This window comes from Rathayibacter sp. AY1D9 (genome assembly GCF_002932395.1).
In the GTDB taxonomy this organism is placed as follows: Bacteria; Actinomycetota; Actinomycetes; order Actinomycetales; family Microbacteriaceae; genus Rathayibacter.
Map to the genome: position 1 here is coordinate 1 of NZ_PSVQ01000048.1, position 22,185 is coordinate 22,185.

Genomic DNA, 22,185 nt, shown 5'->3' on the forward strand with positions numbered 1-22,185 from the left:
CGTGCCGGAGGAGTGGCTGCTCGAGCGCGGCGTCGGCCAGTGGGCGGGCGCCGGCTCGCTCCCGCTCCTCCCCCAGCCCGGCGCCGCGTCCCGGCACGTGCGCGGCCGCCGCGTCCCGCAGCGTCTCGGCGAGCTCGCGGCGCTCGAAGCCCGCGGCCTCCGCCCGTGCCGTCGAGCGTGCGTTCATGCCGCGCCAGTCCGGGTCCGCGATCCACAGCGGGAGCGAGCCGGCGCCCGCCCACTGGCCGACGCCGCGCTCGAGCAGCCACTCCTCCGGCACGGCGACCGGCTCGGCGGACGATCCGCTCCGCGCCGCGGCGAGGTGCTCGCCGAACGGCACGGGGGTCCCGCAGACGTTCATCACGCCCGCCAGCCGCGCCTCGGCGGACGCCGCCAGCCAGGCGGCGAGGTCCCGCACGTCGACCACGGACGTCGGCAGTCCGGGCGCATCCGGCACCAGCACGGGGCCGGACCGCGTGCTGAAGCGCCAGGGCCAGTAGGAGGAGCGGCTCGTCGGGTCGCCGGGGCCGCCGATCAGGCCGGCGCGCGCGATCAGGGTCGGCGCGGATCCGGCCAGCACGGCCTGCTCGCAGGCGGCCTTCGCGGCGCCGTTCGAGGCGGGGTCGTCGGAGGGAGCGAGCAGCTCGGCGTCCTCGTCCGCGCCGACGACCGCGTTCTCGGCGTAGACGCTCGTGGTCGAGACGAGGACGTAGGCGCTGCAGCGCAGGTCGCGGACGGATCGGCGGACGTGCTGCGGGGTCGAGGAGACGTCGATCACCGCGTCCCACGATGCCGCAGCCACGGCGTCGAGAGCGTCGTCGCGGTCGCGGTCGGCCCGGACGAGGGACGCCCCCGCGGGCACGGCCGTCCCCCGCGCGAGGCAGGTCACGTCGTGGCCGCGCCGCAGCGCCTCCGCCGCGAGGTGCCCGCCGAGCCAGCCCGTGCCTCCGAGGATCAGCGTTCTCATCCCCGCATGCTCGCACGGGCCGCCTCGCGCGAGGCCCGCTGAGGTGCCCGAGACGGTTCCGAGAACGCTGAAACAGCTGCATCCCCGGGCGACTCGACGCAGTGGGCGCCCAGCGAGCGCCTCAGCGACAAGGGCCTCCTCCACGAGCCCCCGGACACCCGACCACCCGAGCCCGCCCGCGTCCTCTGTCCGGAATCACGCGGGCGGCTCGGGTGCCCGAGCGGCTCACACGACGACGAAGGCGTCCAGGATCAGCGAGTTGCCCGTGGAGGCGGCGTTGCGCTTGCTGCCGCGGCGGATGGTGATGGTGTGCTCGCCGGCACTGAGGGTGCTGCTGGTGAACACGGTGCGGGCCGAGCGGTTCGTGGCGCTGTAGCGGTCGACGGAGGCGACGAGCACGCCGTCGATCAGGACCTCGTTGATGCCCGAGGTCGGGGTGATCCGGCTCACCCAGCTGACCTTCGTGCCCCGGAAGCGGAGGGTCGCCGAGGCCGTGGAGGTGCTGGAGTACGAGATGCTGCCGCCGCTGTCGGCGGTGCTCGAGAGCGTCGCCCAGGTGCCGACCGTCGCGATGACGGCGGCTCCGTTCTGGTACGTCCCCGCCGCCGGCAGCGTCGAGGTCGGGGTGGGCGTGGACGTGGCCGTCGGGGTCTCGGTCGGAGTCGGCGTGCTGGTCGGAGACGCCGTCGCGGTGGGGGTGGGCGTCGACGTGGAGACGGTCCCCGCGGTCACGACGAAGGCGTCGAGGATCAGCGTGGATCCGGTGGACGCCGGGTTGCGCGTCGTCCCGCGGCGGATCGTGACCGTGTGGGTGCCGGCGGCGATCGGCCCGCTCGTCCAGACCGTCTGACCCGAGCGGGTCGTGGGGCTGTAGCGGTCGACGGTGGCGACGAGGACGCCGTCGAGCAGCACCTCGTTGATGCCGGAGGTCGCCGTCATCCGGCTCACCCAGCTGACGCCCGTGCCCGAGAAGCGGAAGCTCGCGGACGCTCCGGCCGAGCTGGAGTAGCTGATGCTCCCACCGCTGTCGGCGGAGGAGGAGATCGTGCTCCAGGTGCCCGCGGTCGTGATGAGCGGCGAGGAGTTCTGGTAGGTGCCCTCGCCGGGGATCGACGAGGCGGGCTCGTCGGGCAGCGGAACGACCGGCTGCTCTGCGAGCCAGCGGTCGAACGTGTCGAGCATGTCCTTGTTCGTCAGGCTCGGCACGTTGTGGCCGTTCGGAGCGCCCTCGGTCGGCGTGTAGAGGACCACCGCCTCCTTCGCGACGGGCTTCGCGAGCGCGACCCACGCCCCTCCGTGCACGGCGATCGGGACGAGGACGTCCTCCGTCGAGCCGGTCGTGCGGATCCGCGCCCCCGCCCACGAGGCCTGCGGCAGCAGCGCGGGGTCGGTCGCCGGGATCGTCGAGGGGTCGTTGTCGTAGTCCGGCAGGACGCGCCCCGGGTCGCGCCGGGCCATGTCGGCCATGTCGTAGACGCCGGCCGCGTGGTACGCGCCGCGGATCTCGGGGACCAGCTTGTTGCCGTACGCCCAGCAGAGCAGTGCGCCACCGCCGGAGTTCGAGCGGAGGAAGCTCGCCCCGATCCGCCACGTCTTCTGGAACCAGGCGACCGCGTCCACCTGCATGGCGACGGCCCGCTTGTTCGTGTAGATGCTGCCGCCGTAGTTGGGGCAGATCGAGATGACGCCCTTGTCGACGGCCTGGTCGGCGCTGTACTGGTAGGCGCCGGACAGGGCCGCGTAGGTGCTCCCGTTGGCGTGGTAGTACCAGTAGACGACCCGGCCGATCCGCTGCGAGGGGACCGCGGTGTGCGGGACGAAGAGCCGCGCGCGGTCGGTGCCGATCATCACGTCGATGATCTGGTACGGCTTCTTCCCCACGCGCGAGATCGCCGTGTCGCTGCGCCCGAGCTCGTTGGGCAGCGGCGGGATCACGCTGTAGTCGGGCGCCGCGGACGCGGTCATCGCGTAGGCGAAGGCGGATCCGACGCCGAGGGCGGCTCCGGTGAGGACGAGACGGCGGCTGTGGCGCGCAGGAGAGGACATGGGATCCCGACGTGGAGAGGGCTGCTCGGTCGGCGGAGCCTGACCGGAAGGTGTGAGGGGGGGTGCTGCGGTCCGGATCGGACCACCGTGGAGGGGGCGCGGTGCGGTCCTTCGGGGGACCGTGCGGGCGGGCAGGCGCGAATGCATCCTCCCGCGTCCGCCGCGCGACCACCAGACCCACTTCAGGGACACCCGCGGCGGCGCTCCCACCTGGCGTCGAGCGGCGGAGCGATCCGGAGAAGGTCCTGGTGAGAGCGCTATCTCGCGCCACTGCTCCGGAGATGCCCGCCACGGGAGCGGAACCGCATCGTGTCGGTGGCGGAACTCCGGGGTCCCGCGGGGCCGGCACGGATCCAGGCCGCCCTGAGCCCGGCGCGAGGGCCGTGCGCACGTCAACACTCTCGCGGGGGACCCCCGGATAGGTCGCGTTTTCTGGACACCACCTGAGCGCTGGTTCAGCGCTCGCTCTCCCCCTTCTGCGTGCCCACCGGATCGGGGGCCCGTCGTCCGCCGCCCACGTCCCGTCTCAGGGGGACAGGGCGCCTCCGAGCCGCGACCTATCGTGATCCCGCTCCATCCGGAAGGCCCGGCGAGGCGCCCCGGGGGGAGGTCGATCCGTGTCGAACGCGCATGCCCGGCCGAGCCACGACCGCTCGATCGCCCTCGGCCTCGTCCTGCTCCTGCTCGCCGCCGTCCTCGTGGTTCTGCCGGCGACGAGAGCTGCGGCGGCCACGGTCCTGCTCCAGGAGGGCTTCGGCGGCACCAGCGTCGCGGACTCGGCCTGGCAGGCGCTCGACGGGGGCTGCATCACCCGGGCGACGACCGCACCCCCGGCCGGGTCCTCGAACCTCGGCGTCTGCGCCAACCGGACTCAAGCCCCCGTCGCCGCGACGAGTCCGGGCTTCCTCCAGCTCACCGATGCCCGCAACGACGCCAAGGGCGGCGCGGTCTTCAACCGGCCCATTCCTGCCGCGGGCGGCATCGACGTCCAGTTCGACCAGTACCAGTACGGAAGCTCGCTGACCGGGGCCGACGGCATCGGCTTCTTCCTCACCGACGGCTCGAGGTCCCTCACCGCGGCGGGAGCTCCGGGCGGATCGCTCGGCTACGGCCAGTCGGCGACCGTCGACGGGGTGAACGGCGGCTACCTCGGGATCGGAATCGACGCCTTCGGGAACTTCTCGGCCAGGCCCCCCGCCGCGCCTACCCTCGGCCTCGGCTCCGACTGCCCCTCGAACTCCGGGTCGGCGCTCCTCACGGCGAACAAGATCGTGGCGCGCGGACCCGGGCAGGCCAAGAGCGGATACTGCTTCCTCCAGTCGGCCTCGCCTCCCCTGCTGACGTCGGTCCGCACGACGGCCACGACATCGACGGGCGCTCCGCCCGCGTCCTACGGGCGCACGATACGGATCATGGTCTCGGCTGCCGCCACTCCCGTCGTCACGGTCTACTGGGGAGGGACAGCGGGTCTGCCCGCCGGGCAGCTCGATCAGCTGATGCAGTTCACGATGCCGACCGCAGCGCCCTCGACCTACAAGCTCGGCTTCACGGCGTCCACCGGTGGATCGAACGACACCCACCTCGTCCGCAACGTCTCCGTCTCGTCCATCAACACTCTCGACGACATCACTCTGGTCAAGCAGATCGACCGCACCACCACGCAGCCCGTCGCCTACGCCGAGGGATCCGTCATCCCTTACCAGTTCGTCGTCACGAACGGATCTATCCGGGGCACGCTCACCGGCATCGTCGTCACGGACCCGAAGGCCGCGAGCATCTCCTGTCCGACGACGACCCTGCTCCCGCTCGCCTCCACCATCTGCACGGGATCCCATACGGTCACGGCCGCCGAAGCGGTGGCCGGCTCGTTCGTCAACACGGCGACCGCTGCAGCGACGAAGACGGAGACGATCTCGAACGTCGTGACGACGACCCCCGTCACCAGCAGGACCGCCACCGTCACCGCCCCCATCGCCGCCCCGGCTCCCGCTCTGACCCTCACCAAGACCGCCCTGCTCACCGACACGAACGGCAACGCCCAGGCCGACGCCGGAGAGCAGATCCGCTACTCCTTCCTCGCCCTCAACTCCGGCAACGTCACACTGCAGACGGTCGCCGTCGCCGACCCGAAGGTCACCGGCATCACGCCCGCCTCGACGCAGCTCGCCCCCGGAGCGAGCGCGACCTTCACGTCGGCGCCGTACACGGTGCTGCAGACCGACATCGACAAGGGCACGGCCGTCACCAACACCGCCACGGTCAGCGGGCGCACGCTGGCAGCCTCGCCCGTGACGGCCACCGCGACCTCCACGGCCACCACGCCGATCCGCTACGCGCCCTCGATCTCGCTGACGAAGAACGGCACGATCCCGACCGGCGCCGCCGTGGGCTCGACCGTCTCCTACAGCTTCACCGCCACCAACACCGGCAACACCGGGCTGAGCGCCGTCGCGGTCACCGACCCCAAGAGCGGTCTCTCCGCACTCGCCTACTCGTGGCCGGGGACCGCCGGGCGCCTCGAGATCGGCCAGTCGGTCACGGCGACCGCCTCGTACACGCTCACGCAGGCCGACGTCGACGCGGGCCAGGTCCTCAACACCGCCACCGCGACCGGCACCCCTCCGACGGGCGCCGCCGTCACGGCCACCGCCTCGCGGACGGTGACGATCACCCGCACGAACGACCTCGCGCTCGCCAAGACCGCGAACCCCGCCTTCATCAGCGCCGCCGGCACCGTGGTGACCTACACCTTCCGCGCGACCAACACCGGCACCACCACCCTCACCGCGGTCGCGATCAGCGACCCCAAGAGCGGGCTCTCCGCTCTCACCTACTCCTGGCCGGGCACTTCCGGACGACTGCTGCCCGGCCAGGTCGTCACCGCGACCGCCGCCTACACGACCACCGCCGCCGACGTCACCGCCGGCACGATCGCCAACACCGCCACGGCGACGGCGACCGGCCCGACCGGCGGGGCCTTCACCCGCACGGCCTCGGTGAGCATCTCGGTGATCCCCGATCCGGCGGCCGACGCCGCGACGGTCGTGCAGGGCGGATCGGTCGTGATCGACGTGCTCGCGAACGACGGGCCCGCCGCGACCGGAGCGACCTTTTCGCGCGCGCAGCTCTCGGCGACCCCGAAGGCGATCGGAGGCGCGGCGACCCCCGCCCCCGCCACTCCCGTGCAGGGGTCCGTCTCCTGCGTCGCGAGCGGAGCGACCCGCGGCCAGTGCACCTACCGCCCGATCGCCGCCTTCGTCGGCACCGACGTCTTCGACTACTCCCTCTCGGGCCAGTACGGCACCTGGAACGTGCGGGTCACGGTCACCGTCACCGCGCTGAACCGCGCGCCGGTCGCCCGACCCGACCGCGTGGTCGCGACCACCGGCGGCCCCGCCGTCACCGTCGCTCCGCTCGCGAACGACACCGACGAGGACCCGGGCACGACCCTCGCCCTGGCCGGCACGAGCGTCCCGGCCGGGCTGCGCGGCACCTTCTCCTGCTCCGGATCCACGTGCACCTACACGCCCGCGACCGACGGCTGGACCGGGAGCGCGACGATCGCGTACACGGTCACGGACGGCGCGCTCACGGCGGGCGGCACGATCACGGTGTGGGTCGATCCCGCTCCCCTCGTCCGGCGCGGCTTCTCCGGCACCGGCAGCACGAGCGGAGCGGTCGGGCTCGGCGCCTGGACCAGCTCCTCCGTGGTCGCCACGCCTGTCGCGAGCTGCACGGCCGGTCGGCCGAGCACCCTCGTGAGCTGGTCGGCCGCCGCTGGAGCGACCGGCTGGACCCTCGAGCGCCGCCTCGCGGGGACGACGCCCGGCCCCTGGACCGTGATCGCGGCACCCGCCGCCTCCGCGACGAGCTTCACCGACGACCGGGTCGGTGAGGGCCGCAGCTACCAGTGGCGGGTCCGCCCGGACCTGCAGCGCTGGCTCGGAGTCGCGTCCGCCGCCTCGACCGCCGTCGCCCAGCCGGCCGTCACCACCGCCGGAGGCTGCTGATGCCTCCCCGCCGACACCCCTCTCGTCCTGCACGTGTCCTCGTGAGGGAGACCACGCCCGCACCGGGCACCACCCACCAGAAAGGAACGGTCGCCATGACCACCACAGCACCCACCCGTCGCAGCCCCTGGAAGAAGATCGCCCTCACCGGCGGCCTCCTCCTCGCCGCGGGAGCCCTCGCCGGCGCCGGCGCCTTCGCCGTGTTCACCGACTCCGGGACCGCCGTCGGCAACGTCGACGCCGGCCAGACCGACATCTCGGTGACCGGAGCGTTCACGGTCGCGAACATCGCGCCCGGCGACACCGTCCAGCGCCCGATCAGCCTCGTGCTGCCGAACGCGACCAACGACGGGGACCTCGTCTCGTCGGTGCGCTTCTACCAGGACGTCACCAACGACGTCGTCGGCACGGACGCCACCGACCCGGGCCGCCAGGGCGCGTCCCTCGTCACCGGCACGAACGGCCTCGACTACCGCCTGCTGACCTGCTCCACCGCCTGGGTCCCCGCCGCCGCTCCCGCGGAGGCCGGCCCCTACACCTGCGCGGGCACGCAGACCGTCACCGGCACCGGCAAGCTCTCGACCATCGGCGGAGTCGCCAACGCGGCGAACTTCACCCCGGCGAACTTCGGCATCACCCCCACCACGACCGGGACCTTCCCCTCGGACGCCGGTGACGTGACGCTGAACACGCTGATCGAGCTCGTCCTGCCGACCGCGGCCGACAACGCGTACGAGAACGCCTCCGCCACGGTCACCTTCACGGCCGCCGCGATCCAGCGCGCCGGCATCCAGAAGTAGACCGTCCCCCACCGCCTCCGTCCTGCCCGGCCGCCACCGGCGCGGGGCGGAGGCATCCCCCTTTCCTCCCGGAGTCGTCCCCATGCCCCACGCCCGTGCGCTCGTCGCCGTCCTCGCGGCGGTGCTCCTCGCGCCCGCGGCGAGCGCCGAGCCCGTCGGCGTGCTCGACGTGCGCGAGCTCTCGGCGCCCGGATCCCTCACCGACCTCGCTCCGGGCGACCGCGCCGAGTGGGCGGTCGAGGTGACCAGCACCGGCCTGTCGCCGCAGGGGGTCTCCGTGGCCTTCGCGGTCGACGGAGGGACGCTGGCGCAGGACCCGCGCGACGGCCTCCAGCTGTCCGTCGAGCTCTGCGACTCGGCGTTCACGGTCGCCGAGGTCGTCGACGGGGAGCGCACGGTCGAGCGCTACCTCTGCCCGGAGGACGCGATGCCGCTCGGATCCGGACCCGCGGCGACGCTCGGCCGGCTCGACGGTGTCCGTCCGCTCGAGCGCGGGGCCACCGTGGGCGTGCGCGTCCGCGTCCTGTTCCCGGAGTCGGCCGGCAACGGGACCGAGCTCGCGGCGGCGTCGCTGCGGGTGCTCGTGGGCACGACGGAGGAGGATCCCTCCGCGACGCCCGGCCCCGGCTCCTTCCCCGGAGCGGCGGGCGGCGGGCTGGCCGTCACCGGCCGCGACCTGGGCGCTGCGCTCCTGGGCGGGATGCTCGCCCTCGGCTCGGGCGCCCTGCTCGCCGCGGCGGCGCGCCGTCGTCACCGGAGGGAGCAGTCGTGAAGGCCCTCCGCGCTCTCCTCGGCGGCCTGGTCACGATCGTGGCCGTCGCCGGCATCGCCGTCTTCGTCCTCTCCGCGCTCGGTCTCGTGCGGCTCGTGCCGGTGCTGTCGAACTCGATGGCGCCCGGGATGCCCGTCGGCTCCCTCGCCGTCACCCTGCCCGTCGACCAGGCCGCGATCCGCGCCGGCGACGTGATCGTCTTCACCGACCCGGACGATCCGGGCCGCCGCGTCATCCACCGCGTCACCCTCGTCTACTCCGAGGAGGAGGCGGCGGCCCTCCGCGGCCGCGAGCCCGGCCAGCTGGCGCTCACCACCAAGGGCGACAACAACGAGTCGGCCGACCCGTGGATCGTGACGATCGCGGACGAGCGGATCTGGCGCGAGAGCTCGGTGGTGCCGCTGCTGGGCTGGCCGAGCATCGGCCTCGCCCACCCGGAGGCGCGGTTCGCGCTCTTCGCCGCGGGCGGCGCGGTCATCGTGGGCGCGCTCCTGATCGCCATCTGGCGCCGCCCCGCGGAGGTCGCCCCATGAGCGGCGCGCACCGCTCGTCGGACGGCACGCCGCCCCCAGAGCCCCTGCGTCCGCCCGCTGAGCACGGGCGGCACAGCGCCCGGCCGTCCTCCCGCGACCGCGGAGCCCCGCGCCACTCCCCCGAGGTCCGCCGCCGCGTGGTCTCCCGCGCCGGCCTGGCGGGACTCGTCGCCGGCGCGCTCGTCCTCGGCGCCGCCGCCACCGCCACCGCCGTGCTCCTGGACCGGGGCTCCGTGAGCGCGCGGGTAGCCTCCGGCACCGTCATCGCGACGTTCACCGGCACCGGAGCGACGACCGTGCCGGTCCCCGTCGCTGGCCTCGTCCCCGGTGGCACGGCCCGGCGCCTCCTCGACCTGACGAACGCCGGGGCCCTGCCGATGTCGGCCCTCCAACTGCAGACGGCCACCGGCACCGACCTCTCGGACGGCCTGCAGCTCGCGATCGAGCGCTGCTCGCTGTCCTGGTCGGCCGATGCCGCGACCTGCCCCGGCACCGTCACCACCGTGTCGGCCGACCGCCCCGCCGCCTCCCGCCTCGACCTGCCCGGCTCCCCCGCCCTCTCCGTCGGAGCGACCGACCACCTCCGCCTGACCGTGCGCCTCTCGGAGTCCGCGCCGTCCGCCGCGCAGAGCACCTCCGCGACCCTCACCGTCACCGTCGTGGGCCTGCAGCGGCCGGGCCGCCAGCTGTAGGCGCGGCGGGCCCACGCCTCGGCGGCACCACCGCCGCGCCGTCCCCTTCCGCGTCAGCGCTGAGGCGCCCGAGACGGTCGTCGACACACCGGAGCGGGCGACCGTCTCGGGCGACTCAGCGGGGCCGCGGGTACCTCGGTGGTGCCTCGCTACTCGCGCAGGGCTGCCACGGCGTCGTGGAAGCTCGGCACGTCGGAGAGCACGCCCTCGGGGCCCAGCACCGTCCAGGTCGTGCCCGTGCGGATCAGGACGCCCAGCTCCTCGGCGGGCCGGCGGCGGGTGCGGCGCAGCTCGAGCACGAAGACTCCGGGACGCGCCTCTCTGATCTCGGGAGTGCGCCGGTCGGGCAGCATCACGAGTCCTCCCCGAGGGTCAGCGGTAGACGCTCCACTCCTTCTTCACGATCCGGCGCTCCTCGCCGTCGACCGCGACGATCCACTCGCCGTCCTTCTTGGCCACGACCCGCCCGCGCAGGTACTGCGGCTCCCAGCCGTCGGCCTTGTTGACCCACTTCACGAACCGCGCGAACCGCCCCGGTGCCACGTCGTCTCTGGACATCTCTCGACTCCCCTCGTCGTCACCGGCACGTCCATCGCCCTCCGTCAGGAGAGCACCTCGCCCAGCGCGAGGGGGACCTCTCCTGTGAGGTCTCGAAGCCGGTTCACCGACGGTAGAACGCGCTCCTCACTATGGACGAGACCGTTGACTGATCGACGATCGTCTGGCAGTGGGGTCAGGATGCGGCAGCGGATTCAGGAGTCGAACAGCACGTGCGGCCGTCCGGCGTCGACGATCACGCGGGCGCGCACCCCGTAGACGTCCGCGATCAGCGCCGGGGTGAGCACCTCCTCCGGGGTGCCGCCCGCGACCACGCGCCCCTCGCGCAGCACCAGCAGCGCGTCGCAGAAGAGGGCCGCGAGGTTGAGGTCGTGCAGCGCGACGACCGTGGTCACCGGCAGCGCCCGCACCAGGGCCAGCAGCTCCAGCTGATGGCGGATGTCGAGGTGGTTGGTCGGCTCGTCCAGCAGCAGCTCGCGCGGCTCCTGCGCCAGCGCCCGGGCGATGTGCGCGCGCTGCCGCTCGCCGCCCGAGAGGGTGTGCCAGAGGTGGTCGGCCTTCGCCTCGAGACCCACCTGCTCGAGGGCGCGCTCGATCGCGCGCAGGTCCTCGGCCGTGTCTCCGCCCAGAAGGGAGCGGTGCGGTGTCCGCCCCAGCCGGACGACGTCGCGGACGGGGAGGTCCGCCTCCGTCTCGGCCTGCTGCGTCACCGTGGCCACGGCCCGGGCGACCTCGCGGCGGCGGAGCGAGCGGAGCGGCGCGCCGTCGAGGGTGACGACGCCGGCGTCCGGAGCCGCGGTGCCCTGCAGCAGCCGCAGCAGCGACGATTTGCCCGAGCCGTTGGGCCCGAGCAGTCCCACTGTCGAGCCGGGAGCGGGGCGGAGCGAGACCCCGTCCACCACCAGGCGGCCGCCCCGGCGCCACGAGACCCGGTCGGCCTCGAGCGTCACGAGCGGCCCCTCCGCCGCAGGAGCAGCAGCATGAACACCGGCACGCCGACGAGTGCCGTGCCGACCCCCACCGGCAGCGGAGTCGGCGCGAACGCCACCCGCGATCCGGCGTCGACCCACACCAGGAACACCGCGCCGAGCAGGATCGTCGCCGGGATCACCCTTGAGTGCCGCTGCCCGAACACGAGTCGCGCGGCGTGCGGCAGCACCAGCCCCACGAAGCCGATCGCGCCGGCGATGCTCACCAGGGTCGCCGTCAGCAGGGCCGTCACCACCAGCAGGAGGAGGCGGGTGCGGCCCACGTGCACGCCGAGCGACGCGGCCACGTCCTCCCCGAAAGCGAACGCGTCGAGCGTGCGCGCCGCGGCGAGGCAGACCACGGAGCCGAGCAGCACGACTCCTCCGCTCAGCGCCACGTCGTCCCAGCGCATGCCCTCGAGGGAGCCGAGCAGCCAGAACATCACGCCGCGCGTCTCGTCCGAGTCGGCGAGAGCGAACACGATCAGCGAGGTCAGCGCCGAGAACAGCTGCGTGCTCGCCACCCCCGCCAGGATCACGCCCGAGGTGCCGCCCGCCGAGAACCGCGTGAGCAGCAGCACGAAGCCGAAGGCGACCAGCGCGCCGACGAAGGCGCCTCCGGAGAGCCCGACCACTCCTCCGCCGACCCCGAGCACGCCGACGAGCACCGCGCCCGTGGACGCTCCGGAGGAGACGCCCAGCACGAACGGGTCGGCGAGCGGATTGCGCAGCAGCGACTGCAGGATCACTCCGCACACGCCGAGCCCCGCCCCGCAGGCCGCGGCCACGAGTGCGCGCGGGAGGCGCTCCTGCCAGACGATCGCGTCCTCGGCCGCACGCACCGGGACGGAGGCGAGCCCGAGGTGGTTGAGGAGGATGTCGCGGACGTTCACGAGCGAGACGTCGGCCGGGCCGAGCGTCACCGCGACGCCGACCGAGAGCGCCAGCGCGAGCAGCCCGCCGACGACCAGCGCCGCGGCGGCCAGACCGCGCGGCACCCGGCGGACGAGGACCGTGCCCGTGCCCGTGCCCGTGTGCGTGCTCAGAGCGAGGCCCCGTTCTCGTCCCACCAGGCGCGGATCTTCTCGAGCCCGTCGACGAAGCGGATCGACGGGTTCATCTCGGCGCCGTGGAGCGCGATGAAGCGGCCGTCCTGCACCGCGGGCAGGCTGCTGGTCAGCGGGTCGGAGCGGAGGAACGCGGTCTTGTCGTCGAGGCGGTCGCCGGGGAAGCGGTCGCGCTGCAGGTCGCCGAGGACCAGGACGTCCGGGTCGGCCGCGACGACGCTCTCCCAGCCCACGGCGGGCCAGTCCTCCGTGCGGTCGGCGAAGACGTTGGTCATGCCGGTCGTGGTGCCGAGCATCGAGGCGAAGTTGTAGCCGCCGGCCATGTAGGGCGTCTTGGTGTCGGCGAACCAGAAGGCGACGCTCCGGCCGCCGAGGTCGACCCCCTCGGTGGCGGCGGCGGCGCGCTCCTGCAGCTGCGCGACCAGGGCGTCGCCGCGCTGCTGCACGTCGAAGACCTCGGCCAGCTCGTGGATCTCCTGGTAGAGGACGTCGACGGTCAGCGGGACGGTGCGCGTGCCGCTCCCGCCGTTGACGCTCGCTCCGTTGTCGCAGTCGGAGGGGGCGAGGTAGGAGCCGATCCCCGTCTCGGCGAGGCGGTCGCGCGAGGCGACGCCCTCGGGCGCGTAGTGCCGGCCGAAGGAGGCGGTGACGAAGTCCGGGTCGGCACCGAGCAGCACCTCGTAGGTGGGCGCGTTGTCGGCCAGGCGCGGCACGCTCTCGTTCGCGGAGGCGAGGGTCTCGAGCACGGGGTCGGTCCAGGAGGCCGTGCCGACCATCCGGTCCTCGAGGCCGAGGGACAGCAGGATCTCGGTCGAGTTCTGGTCGAGGGAGACGACCCGCTGCGGAGGGGCGGTGACGGTGGTCGCGGTGCCGCAGTTGTCCAGCATGAGCGGGTACGAAGTCGTGCCCTCCCCCGCGGCGGCCGTGCTCTCGGGCTCGATCTGCTCGGAGGCGCCGCAGCCGGTGAGGGCGAGCAGGGTCAGGGCGGCGAGGGCGAGGGCGGCGGGGCGCCGTCGGTGCGTGGACATGGATCTCCCGTGGTTCGTGGGCGTCGGTCGTCGGCCCGGTGCGCGGGCCTTGTTCGTGGGCGCGGCGCGGAGCCCGGGTAAGCATAGCCTTACCTCACCTAAGCCCGTCCATCCGCGCCAGTCGATCCGCGCCACCCGCCTTCGATCCACCCTCGGTCCCGCCCGCCGTCGACTCCGCAGAAGTCGCCGTGGTCGCGCGCGAGAACGGCGACCTCCGAGTTCTCGATGCACTCAGAAGGCCCGGAACAGCCGAGTAGGCGGACACCTGTCGCGCACCTCGCCTCCGCAGCCCCCAACCAGGTGGACAGCACCCCGGACACGGTTCCCCTGGGGGCGGGAGAGCGCGATCCTGGACACCGACGCTCGACGGCGCCCGCCCCACCGCCCGCCGACCGTCACGGAAGGAACCTGTTGCCCCGCCACTCCGCCCGCACCGCCGCCTCCGGCCGGTCCGCGCTGGTGCGCAAGGCCGACGCGTCCGGCTACCGGCCCGAGATCGAGGGACTGCGCGCCGTCGCGTCCCTCCTGGTCGCGACGTTCCACATCTGGCTGGGCCGCGTCTCCGGAGGCGTCGACGTCTTCTTCGTGATCGCCGGGTTCCTCACCACCCTGACCCTCCTCGGCCAGATCCGGCGGTTCGGGCGCGTGCGTCCGATCGCCTTCCTCCGGAGGCTCGCCTCGCGGCTCTTCCCGGCGGCCGCGGTGGTGCTGGTCGTCGTCGCGGCGCTCGCTCCACTCCTCCTGCGCCCCTCGCAGCTGCTGCAGACCTTCACCGAGGTGCTCGCCTCGACCTTCTACGTCGAGAACGTCGCGCTCGCGCGGGCCGGAGTGGACTACCTCGCGCAGGACGACTTCCACTCGCCGGTGCAGAACTTCTGGGCGATGTCGGTGCAGGGGCAGTTCTACCTGATCTGGCTCGCCCTGGTGCTCGTCGCGACCCTCGCCGCCGTGCTGCTGCGGCGACGCGCGCAGCTGCCGCGGTTCCTGCTGGCGCTCGTCGCGGCGCTCACCGTCCTCTCGTTCGCGTTCTCCGTCGTGCTGGTCGGGATCGACCAGCCGACCGCGTACTACAGCACCCTCGCCCGCTCGTGGGAGTTCGGGCTCGGCTCGCTCGCGGCCCTCGTGCTCCCGGGACTGGCGATTCCGGCGGCCCTGCGGACGGTCGCCGGGTGGCTGGGGCTGATCGGAGTCGTCTCCTGCGGGTTCGTGCTCCAGGTCTCGAGCGCGTTCCCGGGCGCCGCCGCGCTCTGGCCGACCCTCTCGGCGGTGCTCGTGCTCGTCGCCGGGACCGGCCCCGCCCCGGAGCGCGGCGTCGGCCGACTGCTGGCCCTGCGCCCGCTCGTGTGGCTGGGCGGCCTGAGCTACGGGATCTACCTCTGGCACTGGCCACTCCTGGTCTTCTGGCGCGAGAGCACCGGCGAGGACCCGACCGCCCTCGCGGGCCTGGGCGTCATCGCCGCCGCGATCCTCCTGGCCGCTGCCTCGAAGCGCTTCCTCGAGGACCCCCTCCACCGCCGCGCCCCCGCCGAGCGCCCGCACCGCCTCCGCGCGCTCGCCCCGGCGGCCCTGCTGGCCGTCGCCGCCCTGGTCGGAGCGACGGGCCTCACCGGAACGGACGCCGCGATCGCCGCCGACCTCACCCGCGCGCACGCCCTCCCCGTCTCGACCGAGGGCTGCGTCGGAGCCGCGGCGCTCGCGAACGCCTGCCCTGACTCCTGGACCACGAGCCTGCCCGCCGTCGACGCCTCGGAGGACGGCTCCGCCCTGAACACCGACGAGTGCAGCACGGGCAACTCCGGCACCGCGCTCAAGGAGTGCCGCTTCGGCGATCCCGCCGGCCTCCGCGTGCTGCTCATCGGCAACTCGCACGCGGCGTCGTTCTTCCCGGCGCTGCGCGGCGTCGCGGAGGAGCGCGGCTGGGACCTGCACACCTACTACAAGACGGGCTGCGTCTTCTCGACCGCGGAGCGGCGCGACGACTCCGCCTCCTCCCGGCGCTCCTGCGACGTCTGGAACGGGAAGCTGCAGGAGGAGCTCGCGGGCCAGGAGCCGTACGCGCTCGTCGTCACCGCCTACTCCGCGAAGAAGTCCGTGTTCGTCGACGCGTCCGGCACCCCCGACGAGCAGGCCGGCATCGACGGGTTCCACGAGTCGTGGGCGCCGCTGATCGCCCGCGGATCCACGGTGGTCGCGATCCGCGACAATCCGGTGCTGCCCTCGCTCTCCCTGCTGGCCTGCGCCGAGGAGCCGGGCTCCGCGGCCGACTGCAGCGTGCCGCTCGACGAGGCCTTCGCCGACCGCGAGCTGATGGCCGCCGCGGCCGAGGGCTGGCCGGGCGCCGCCGCCGTCGACCTCACCCGCTGGTTCTGCGACGACCGCGGCTGCCCCCTCGTGATCGGCGGAGTGAAGGTGTACCGCGACCTCGGGCACCTCACCGAGTCGTACGCCCGGACCCTGGCGCCCTACCTCGGCGAGGCGCTGGACCCGCTGGTCGGCTGAGGGCCCTCGCGCTCGCCTCCGGACGCATGCAAGACTGTTTATACGAACAGGGGATCGGAGGAGCCGATGGGCCACTCTCACGGCGTTCCAATCGGCTCCGCCGCCGCACGGCACCGGCGTCCGCTCGTGACCGCCTTCGTGCTGACCGCGGCGTTCATGGTCGTCGAGTTCGCGGTCGGAGTCGCGACGGGCTCGCTCGCGCTGCTCTCGGACGCCGCGCACATGGGCACCGATGTGCTGGCGCTCGGGATGTCGATCGCCGCGATCTCGCTCGCCGCCCGCCCCGCCGCGAAGGGCCGCACCTACGGCTCCTACCGCCTCGAAGTGCTGGCCGCCCTCGCCAACGGACTGCTCCTGTTCGCGGTCGCCGCGTTCGTGATCGTCGAGGCCGTCCGCCGCTTCGCCGAGCCGCCCGCGGTGCCCGGCGGCCCCCTCCTGATCACCGCCGTCGTGGGCCTGGCGGTCAACCTCGTGAGCCTGCGCCTGCTGTCGGCCGGGGCGAAGGAGAGCATCACCCTCCGCGGAGCCTCCCTCGAGGTGCTCGGCGACGCGCTCGGCTCGATCGGCGTGATCGTCGCGGCGATCGTGCTGCTCACCACCGGCTGGGCGTGGGCGGATCCGATCGTCGGCGTGCTGATCGGGCTGCTGATCCTTCCCCGCACCTGGTCGCTCACGCGGCAGGCGCTGGGGATCCTGATGGAGTCGGCGCCCGCGCACGTCGACCTCGCGGCACTCGAGCGCGACGTCTGCGCCGTCCCCGGCGTGCTGGCGCTGCACGACCTGCACGTGTGGACGATCACCTCGGGCATGGAGAGCGCCACCGGCCACGTGGTCGTCGCCCCCGACGCCGACTACCGCACCGCGCTCTCGCGGGTGCTCGCCGTCCTCCGCGAGCGCCACGGCATCGACCACGCGACCATCCAGTGCGAGCCCGAGGCCTTCCCGGAGACGACGCACCGCGTCTGAGCACGGGGGTGTCGCGGCGCGCGGCCGCACGCCTCCGCATGCCCACGACACTCCAGGAGTCGTCGCACTCGACGCCGACTGCGACGACTCCCGGCTTCTCGACGTTGCGGGCCTCGCCCACCCCTGAGCACCTTCCGATTGTTGACGTGAACATGTACAGTCGGCCGTCAGGGCGCGTTCACGTGAACATGCCCGCATTTCGATGGCGAAAGAGAGACCGCATCAATGTCGATGTCCTTCAGAAGGGTCGCCGCGCTCGCCACGAGCGCCGCCCTGGCCACAGGAGCACTGCTGGCGATCCCCGCCGCAGCGGCCCCCGCTCAGGCCGCGGACGCGTTCCGCATCACGCCGAACCCCGCTGCCGCCGGTGAGGCGTTCGAGGGCTGGGGCACCAGCCTCGTCTGGTTCGCGAACGCGACCGGCGGCTATCCCGAGGCCCTCCGCGAGGACCTCTACCAGAAGGTCTTCGGCGACAGCGGCCTCGACCTCAACATCGCCCGCTACAACATCGGCGGCGGCAACGCCTCCGACGTGAAGGACTACCTCCGCCCGGGCGGCGCCGTCGAGGGCTGGTGGAAGCCGAACCCGGCCGGCGACGCGTCGACCTACGGCGGCACCTCCACGAAGCTCGCCGACCGCGATGCGCTCCTGGCGAAGTGGAACGCGGACGACCCCGCCTCCTACGACTGGACCGCCGACGAGACGCAGCGCTGGTGGGTCGAGAGGCTCGCCGAGGAGAAGCAGATCTCGCACTGGGAGGCGTTCTCCAACTCCGCCCCGTACTTCATGACCGAGAGCGGCTACGTGACGGGCGGCTTCGACGGCAACAGCGAGCAGCTGAAGCCCGCCGCCGAGGAGCAGTTCGCGAAGTATCTCGTGAAGGTCACCGAGCACATGGAGGACGAGTACGGCATCGAGTTCGACACGCTCGACCCCTTCAACGAGCCGAACACGAACTACTGGAGCACCCAGCTCTCCAACGGCGTCCCGACCGGCGGACGCCAGGAGGGCATGCACGTCGGCCCGACGCGCCAGGCGGGTCTGATCCCCGACGTCACCGCCGCGCTGGACGCTTCGACCACCGACGCCGGCCTCGCCGCGATGGACGAGACCAACCCCGACATCTTCGCCACGAACTGGGCCGCCTACTCCGCCGCGATCCGCGCCGAGGTCGACCGGATGAACGTCCACACCTACGGCACCTCGGGCCGCCTCAAGGTCCGCGACCTCGCGAAGCAGGCCGACACCGACCTGTGGATGAGTGAGATCGAGGGCAACTGGGTCACCGGCTTCGACCCCACCAACATGGAGAACGGCCTCGGCATCGCCGGTCGCATCAACGACGACCTGCGCGAGCTCGAGCCGAAGGCGTGGGTGCTCTGGCAGCCCGTCGAGGACTACTACAACATGCAGCAGCCCAAGCCCAAGGGCGAGAACCTCAACTGGGGCTCCGTCTACATCGACCTGGACTGCAAGCCGTACCAGGAGAACGGGACCGAGGTCTGGAAGTCGGTCCGCCGCGTCGCCGACGCCGGTGGCGACTCCACCAAGGCCCCGGTCTGCGGCGTCGAGACGAACTCGAAGTTCAACACCATCCGGAACTTCACCAAGTTCATCCACGAGGGCGACCACCTGATGCCCTCCAACGACAGCTCCTCCACCGCCAGCGTCCGCGGCGACGGCTCGGGCGCGACCGTCGTGCACACCAACAGCACCGCGACCGAGAAGACCGTCGTGCTCGACCTCTCCCGCTTCGGCACCATCGCCGACACCGCCACGGTCACCCCGTACGTCACCACGAAGGCCTCCTCGGCCGCCGCTCCCACGAGCAACGCCCTCGTCGCGAAGACCCCGGTGAGCGTCGACCGCATCTCGCGCACCGCCACGATCACCGTGCCCGCCAAGTCGGTCACGAGCTTCTCGATCGACGGAGTCTCGGGAGTCGCCGACTCCGCCCCCGCCCTGCGCGACGGCCACCGCTACCAGCTGGTCGGCACCCAGAGCGGCAAGGCCCTGACCGGCAACCCGTCGGGCGCCGCGACCACGATCACCGGCCTCGCCACCGACTCCGCCTCGGCCGCCAAGCAGACCTGGACGGTCCGCGAGGTCGCCGCCGGCGAGCGCGAGGCCACCCGCCGCGTCGTCCTCGTCAACGGCGACGGACGCGTGCTCGGAGCCACGACCGCCGGCACCGACCTGCGCTCGCTGTCCGTCGACGCGGCGAAGACGACCGCCGCGACCCGCTGGATCGTCAACACCACCGATGGCGTGAACTTCTCGCTCGTCAACGAGTCGATCGCCCAGTCGCTCGACGTGAACGGCGGCTCCAGCGCCGACAACGCGTCGGTCGGCGTCTACACCTCCAACGGCGGAGCGAACCAGTCGTGGTCCCTCCGCGACCTCGCCCCGACCGCCGGCCAGACGATCGCCGTCCGCACCACCGCGGGCGTCGCTCCGACCCTGCCCGCGAGCATCACCCCGCAGTACTCCTGGGGAGCCGGCGCACCGCTCGCCGTCACCTGGCAGCGCCCCGCCGACTCGGCGTACGGCGCGACCGGCCGCGTCGAGGTGCCCGGCACCGCGACCGACCTCTACGGCCAGACGATCACGGTCACCGCGCTCGTCGACGTCGGCGGACTGACCGCGACCGACCCCGTGTCGGTCACGGCCGCCGCGGGCGCCTCGGTCGCCGGAGTGAAGGCCTCGGCCCCGACGACGGTCCCCGCCCGCGTGGGCGCCTCGGCCAGCACCTTCCCGGTGCCGGTCGTCTGGGACTGGACGCCGCTCACCACCGCTTCCCTCGCCCAGGCCGGGCAGGTGACGGTCTCGGGAACGGCGACCGCCGACGGCGCGACGCTCCCCGCCACGCTCACGGTGCTCGTCACCACGGGCACGCTCCGCAACTTCAACCCGGACGCCGGCATCGTCGCGACCGCGTCGTCGTCGGAGTCGGGCTACGGACCGGAGCGCACCCGCAACGGCGTGGACGGCGACAAGGGCTGGTCGAACTGGACCAACGGCACCAAGGCCGCGCAGAGCTCGCTGACCTACACCTTCCCCTCGACCCACCAGGTCGAGAAGGTGTCGGTGCAGTTCCTGGCCGACGGCGGCACCAGCTGGGCGCAGACCTACCAGCTGCAGTACCAGGCCGCTGACAGCACGACCTGGACCGCGGTCCCCGGGTACGAGTCGGCCGTGGCGCTCGCGTCGCCGGCCGGAGGAACGGCTCCGACCCTGGTCGCGTCGTTCGCGCCTGTCACGGCCAAGGCCTTCCGCGTCGTGATGAACGCCTACGACAACACGCACCTGATCGTGGCCGAGACCAAGCTCTACGAGTCGGTCGCCTCGCCCGCCGCGGTCGCCACCCTGGGCGCCCTGCGCGTCGGAGGAGCCGGCATCGCCGGGTTCGACCCGGCCCGCACCTCCTACGCGGTCACCGTCGAGGGCACGGCGATGCCGGTGATCGGAGCAGTGGCGACCGACTCGGCGGCCACCGTGCGGATCACCCAGCCGACGACGGCGAACGGCGGAGTCGCGACCATCGCGGTCCGCGCGGCCGACGGCTCCGTCACCTCGACCACGACGGTGACGGTGACCCTGAAGGCGCCCGCCGCCCTCGCGGTCGCGGTCACGGCGACCACCCGCTGCATCGCCGGCAAGGTGACGCTCACCGTCGCGGCGAAGAACGAGTCCGGCGTGCCGGTCTCGATGACCATCGCGACGCCCTCCGGGTCGAAGCAGGTCACCGGAGTCGCGCCCGGCGCGAGCGGCAGCGCCGCGTTCACCACGCGCGCGGCCTCGCTGCCGGCCGGCCAGGCCACCGTCACCGCGACGGGCACGGTCGATGGTGAGCAGGTCACCTCGGTGGCGACGGGAGCGTACGCGGCCCGCAGCTGCTGACGCCCCCTCCGACACGGACCGCCTCCGCCCCTCCGGGGACGGGGGCGGTCCGTCGTTCGCCGTCGGAGCGGCGCGGCGCGAGCGGCGCGTCGTGGGATCCCGATACGCCCGCGGCGCGGGCTACTCGATCAGCACGGATCCGTGCCGGTCGGGCAGCCGCACACCTCCGCGCCGGCGGAGCGACCGCGCACCCCTATGCCGGTCGACCGGCCGCGGCACGCGGCGTATCGAGACCCCGCTCAGTGCCCCGCGGCCGCCTCGTCGCGGGTGCGCAGGCGCGAGACGCGCATCACGACGGCCGCGATGACCAGACCCAGCACGAGGCCGAAGATCATCGAGACGAAGGTGTCGGCCAGCCAGACGACGACGGGGCCCGCGCCCTCGACCGCGTGGGTGACGACGTGCACGAGGTCGTACGGACCGTGCCACACCGTCTCGGCGAGGTTCGCGACGACGAGGTGCCCGCCGACCCAGAGCATGGCGAGCGTCCCGATGATGCTGATCGCGCGGAACACGACCGGCATCGACGCGACGATCCTCGCCCCGGTGCGCCGCACGCCGCGGGCCGCGTTCTTCATCAGGCGCAGGCCCACGTCGTCGATCTTCACGAGCAGCGCGACGGCGCCGTAGACGAGCACGGTCATCCCGAGCCCGACGACCAGGAGCGCGCCGAGCGTGGGCCAGATCCCGAAGTCGGGGTCGAGGCCGTCGAGCGCGATCAGCATGATCTCGGTGCTCAGGATGAGGTCGGTGCGGATGGCGCCGAAGACGAGCTTCTTCTCGTCGCGCGCCTCCGTCTCGTGGCCGCCGTGCGAGACGCCGAACCACTCGAGCACCTTCTCCGCCCCCTCGAAGCAGAGGAACGCGCCGCCGAGGATCAGCAGGTACGGCAGCACCTGCGGCGCGAACGCCGAGAGCAGCAGCGCCAGCGGGATGATGATGACGAACTTGTTGAACAGGCTCCCCAGCGCGATCCGCCCGACCACCGGCAGCTCCCGCGCGGGCGTGAGGCCCTGCACGTACTGCGGGGTGACGGCCGCGTCGTCGATCACGACGCCCGCCGTCTTGGCGCTCGCCTTCAGGGCGGCGGTGAGGATGTCATCGACAACCGCGAGCAGGCCGACCGACATGTGCGTCTCCTTGGAGGTCCGGGGTGAGAGGGCTCACAGTATCGCGAGCTCCGCGGTCGAGCGGGCACGGGGAGGGGCGTGGGTGCGGCAGAGGGGGTCCGGTGCAGGGGATCTCGGTACGCCGGCGGAGCCGGCTCCTCGATCAGCGTGAAGGGCGGGAGGGCTCGGCGGTCGTGGCTCCGAGCACGCGTCCGTCGCCGTTGACGAGGACGACGCGGCGGGTGGCCTCGCGCTCGCCGGCGGCGACCT

The 22,185-nt window shown here is 73.2% G+C and carries 16 protein-coding genes; 8 read left to right on the forward strand and 8 right to left on the reverse strand.

What is annotated here, in order from left to right; genetic code table 11:
* Both C5C50_RS15130 and C5C50_RS17120 read right to left on the reverse strand, forming a co-directional pair.
* A partial coding sequence (locus tag C5C50_RS15130; RefSeq protein WP_104273820.1) for an NAD-dependent epimerase/dehydratase family protein occupies positions 1-967 on the reverse strand: 967 nt, incomplete at its 3' end.
* 225 nt (positions 968-1,192) lie between these two features.
* Positions 1,193-3,013 (reverse strand): hypothetical protein, encoded by a 1,821-nt coding sequence (locus tag C5C50_RS17120; RefSeq protein ID WP_181133949.1) that lies wholly within the window; start codon positions 3,011-3,013, stop codon positions 1,193-1,195.
* A 617-nt stretch (positions 3,014-3,630) separates the two neighbouring features.
* On the opposite strand from C5C50_RS17120, the gene C5C50_RS15140 reads away from it, so the two are divergent.
* The 5 genes from C5C50_RS15140 to C5C50_RS15160 all read left to right on the forward strand — a co-directional run bounded on the left by C5C50_RS15140 (position 3,631) and on the right by C5C50_RS15160 (position 9,820).
* Complete coding sequence (locus C5C50_RS15140; RefSeq protein WP_104273821.1) at positions 3,631-7,023, forward strand: Ig-like domain-containing protein; 3,393 nt, start codon at positions 3,631-3,633, stop codon at positions 7,021-7,023.
* A gap of 95 nt (positions 7,024-7,118) precedes the next feature.
* On the forward strand, positions 7,119-7,823 hold the full coding sequence (locus tag C5C50_RS15145; RefSeq protein ID WP_104273822.1) for a TasA family protein: 705 nt from the start codon (positions 7,119-7,121) through the stop codon (positions 7,821-7,823).
* Between the two features lie 82 nt (positions 7,824-7,905).
* A complete protein-coding gene (locus tag C5C50_RS15150; RefSeq protein WP_104273823.1) occupies positions 7,906-8,595 on the forward strand; it encodes a hypothetical protein in 690 nt (229 codons plus the stop codon).
* On the forward strand, positions 8,592-9,128 hold the full coding sequence (locus tag C5C50_RS15155) for a signal peptidase I (RefSeq protein ID WP_104223395.1): 537 nt from the start codon (positions 8,592-8,594) through the stop codon (positions 9,126-9,128). The genes C5C50_RS15150 and C5C50_RS15155 overlap by 4 nt, the downstream gene beginning before the upstream one ends.
* Entirely contained in the window at positions 9,125-9,820 is a 696-nt protein-coding gene (locus tag C5C50_RS15160) for a peptidase (protein ID WP_146085916.1), read from the forward strand. The genes C5C50_RS15155 and C5C50_RS15160 overlap by 4 nt, the downstream gene beginning before the upstream one ends.
* 149 nt (positions 9,821-9,969) lie before the next feature.
* Here C5C50_RS15160 and C5C50_RS15165 read toward each other — a convergent pair whose 3' ends face one another.
* The 5 genes from C5C50_RS15165 to C5C50_RS15185 form a co-directional block, all read right to left on the reverse strand.
* Entirely contained in the window at positions 9,970-10,176 is a 207-nt protein-coding gene (locus C5C50_RS15165) for a hypothetical protein (protein WP_104256374.1), read from the reverse strand.
* 16 nt (positions 10,177-10,192) lie between these two features.
* Positions 10,193-10,378: a hypothetical protein gene (locus tag C5C50_RS15170; protein ID WP_104223398.1), complete on the reverse strand. Its 186-nt coding sequence runs from the start codon at positions 10,376-10,378 to the stop codon at positions 10,193-10,195.
* Between the two features lie 194 nt (positions 10,379-10,572).
* The gene (locus C5C50_RS15175; RefSeq protein WP_104226361.1) at positions 10,573-11,328 is read right to left on the reverse strand and encodes an ABC transporter ATP-binding protein; all 756 of its coding nucleotides are present in this window, start codon (positions 11,326-11,328) and stop codon (positions 10,573-10,575) included.
* Entirely contained in the window at positions 11,325-12,416 is a 1,092-nt protein-coding gene (locus C5C50_RS15180) for a FecCD family ABC transporter permease (RefSeq protein ID WP_374954508.1), read from the reverse strand. The genes C5C50_RS15175 and C5C50_RS15180 overlap by 4 nt, the downstream gene beginning before the upstream one ends.
* Positions 12,389-13,441: an ABC transporter substrate-binding protein gene (locus tag C5C50_RS15185; protein ID WP_104248045.1), complete on the reverse strand. Its 1,053-nt coding sequence runs from the start codon at positions 13,439-13,441 to the stop codon at positions 12,389-12,391. Before C5C50_RS15185 ends, C5C50_RS15180 begins: the two co-directional genes overlap by 28 nt.
* Before the next feature lie 411 nt (positions 13,442-13,852).
* Here C5C50_RS15185 and C5C50_RS15190 point away from each other — a divergent pair, with 411 nt between their 5' ends.
* The 3 genes from C5C50_RS15190 to C5C50_RS15200 all read left to right on the forward strand — a co-directional run bounded on the left by C5C50_RS15190 (position 13,853) and on the right by C5C50_RS15200 (position 20,806).
* Positions 13,853-15,940, forward strand: a complete 2,088-nt coding sequence (locus C5C50_RS15190) for an acyltransferase family protein (RefSeq protein ID WP_181133950.1) — start codon at positions 13,853-13,855, stop codon at positions 15,938-15,940.
* Between the two features lie 66 nt (positions 15,941-16,006).
* Positions 16,007-16,906 (forward strand): cation diffusion facilitator family transporter, encoded by a 900-nt coding sequence (locus tag C5C50_RS15195; RefSeq protein WP_104260826.1) that lies wholly within the window; start codon positions 16,007-16,009, stop codon positions 16,904-16,906.
* 231 nt (positions 16,907-17,137) lie between these two features.
* Positions 17,138-20,806, forward strand: a complete 3,669-nt coding sequence (locus C5C50_RS15200; protein ID WP_181133951.1) for a glycoside hydrolase — start codon at positions 17,138-17,140, stop codon at positions 20,804-20,806.
* A 239-nt stretch (positions 20,807-21,045) separates the two neighbouring features.
* On the opposite strand, the gene C5C50_RS15205 is transcribed toward C5C50_RS15200, so the two are convergent.
* Entirely contained in the window at positions 21,046-21,936 is an 891-nt protein-coding gene (locus C5C50_RS15205; protein ID WP_104273827.1) for a DUF808 domain-containing protein, read from the reverse strand.
* Between the last annotated feature and the right edge of the window lie 249 nt (positions 21,937-22,185).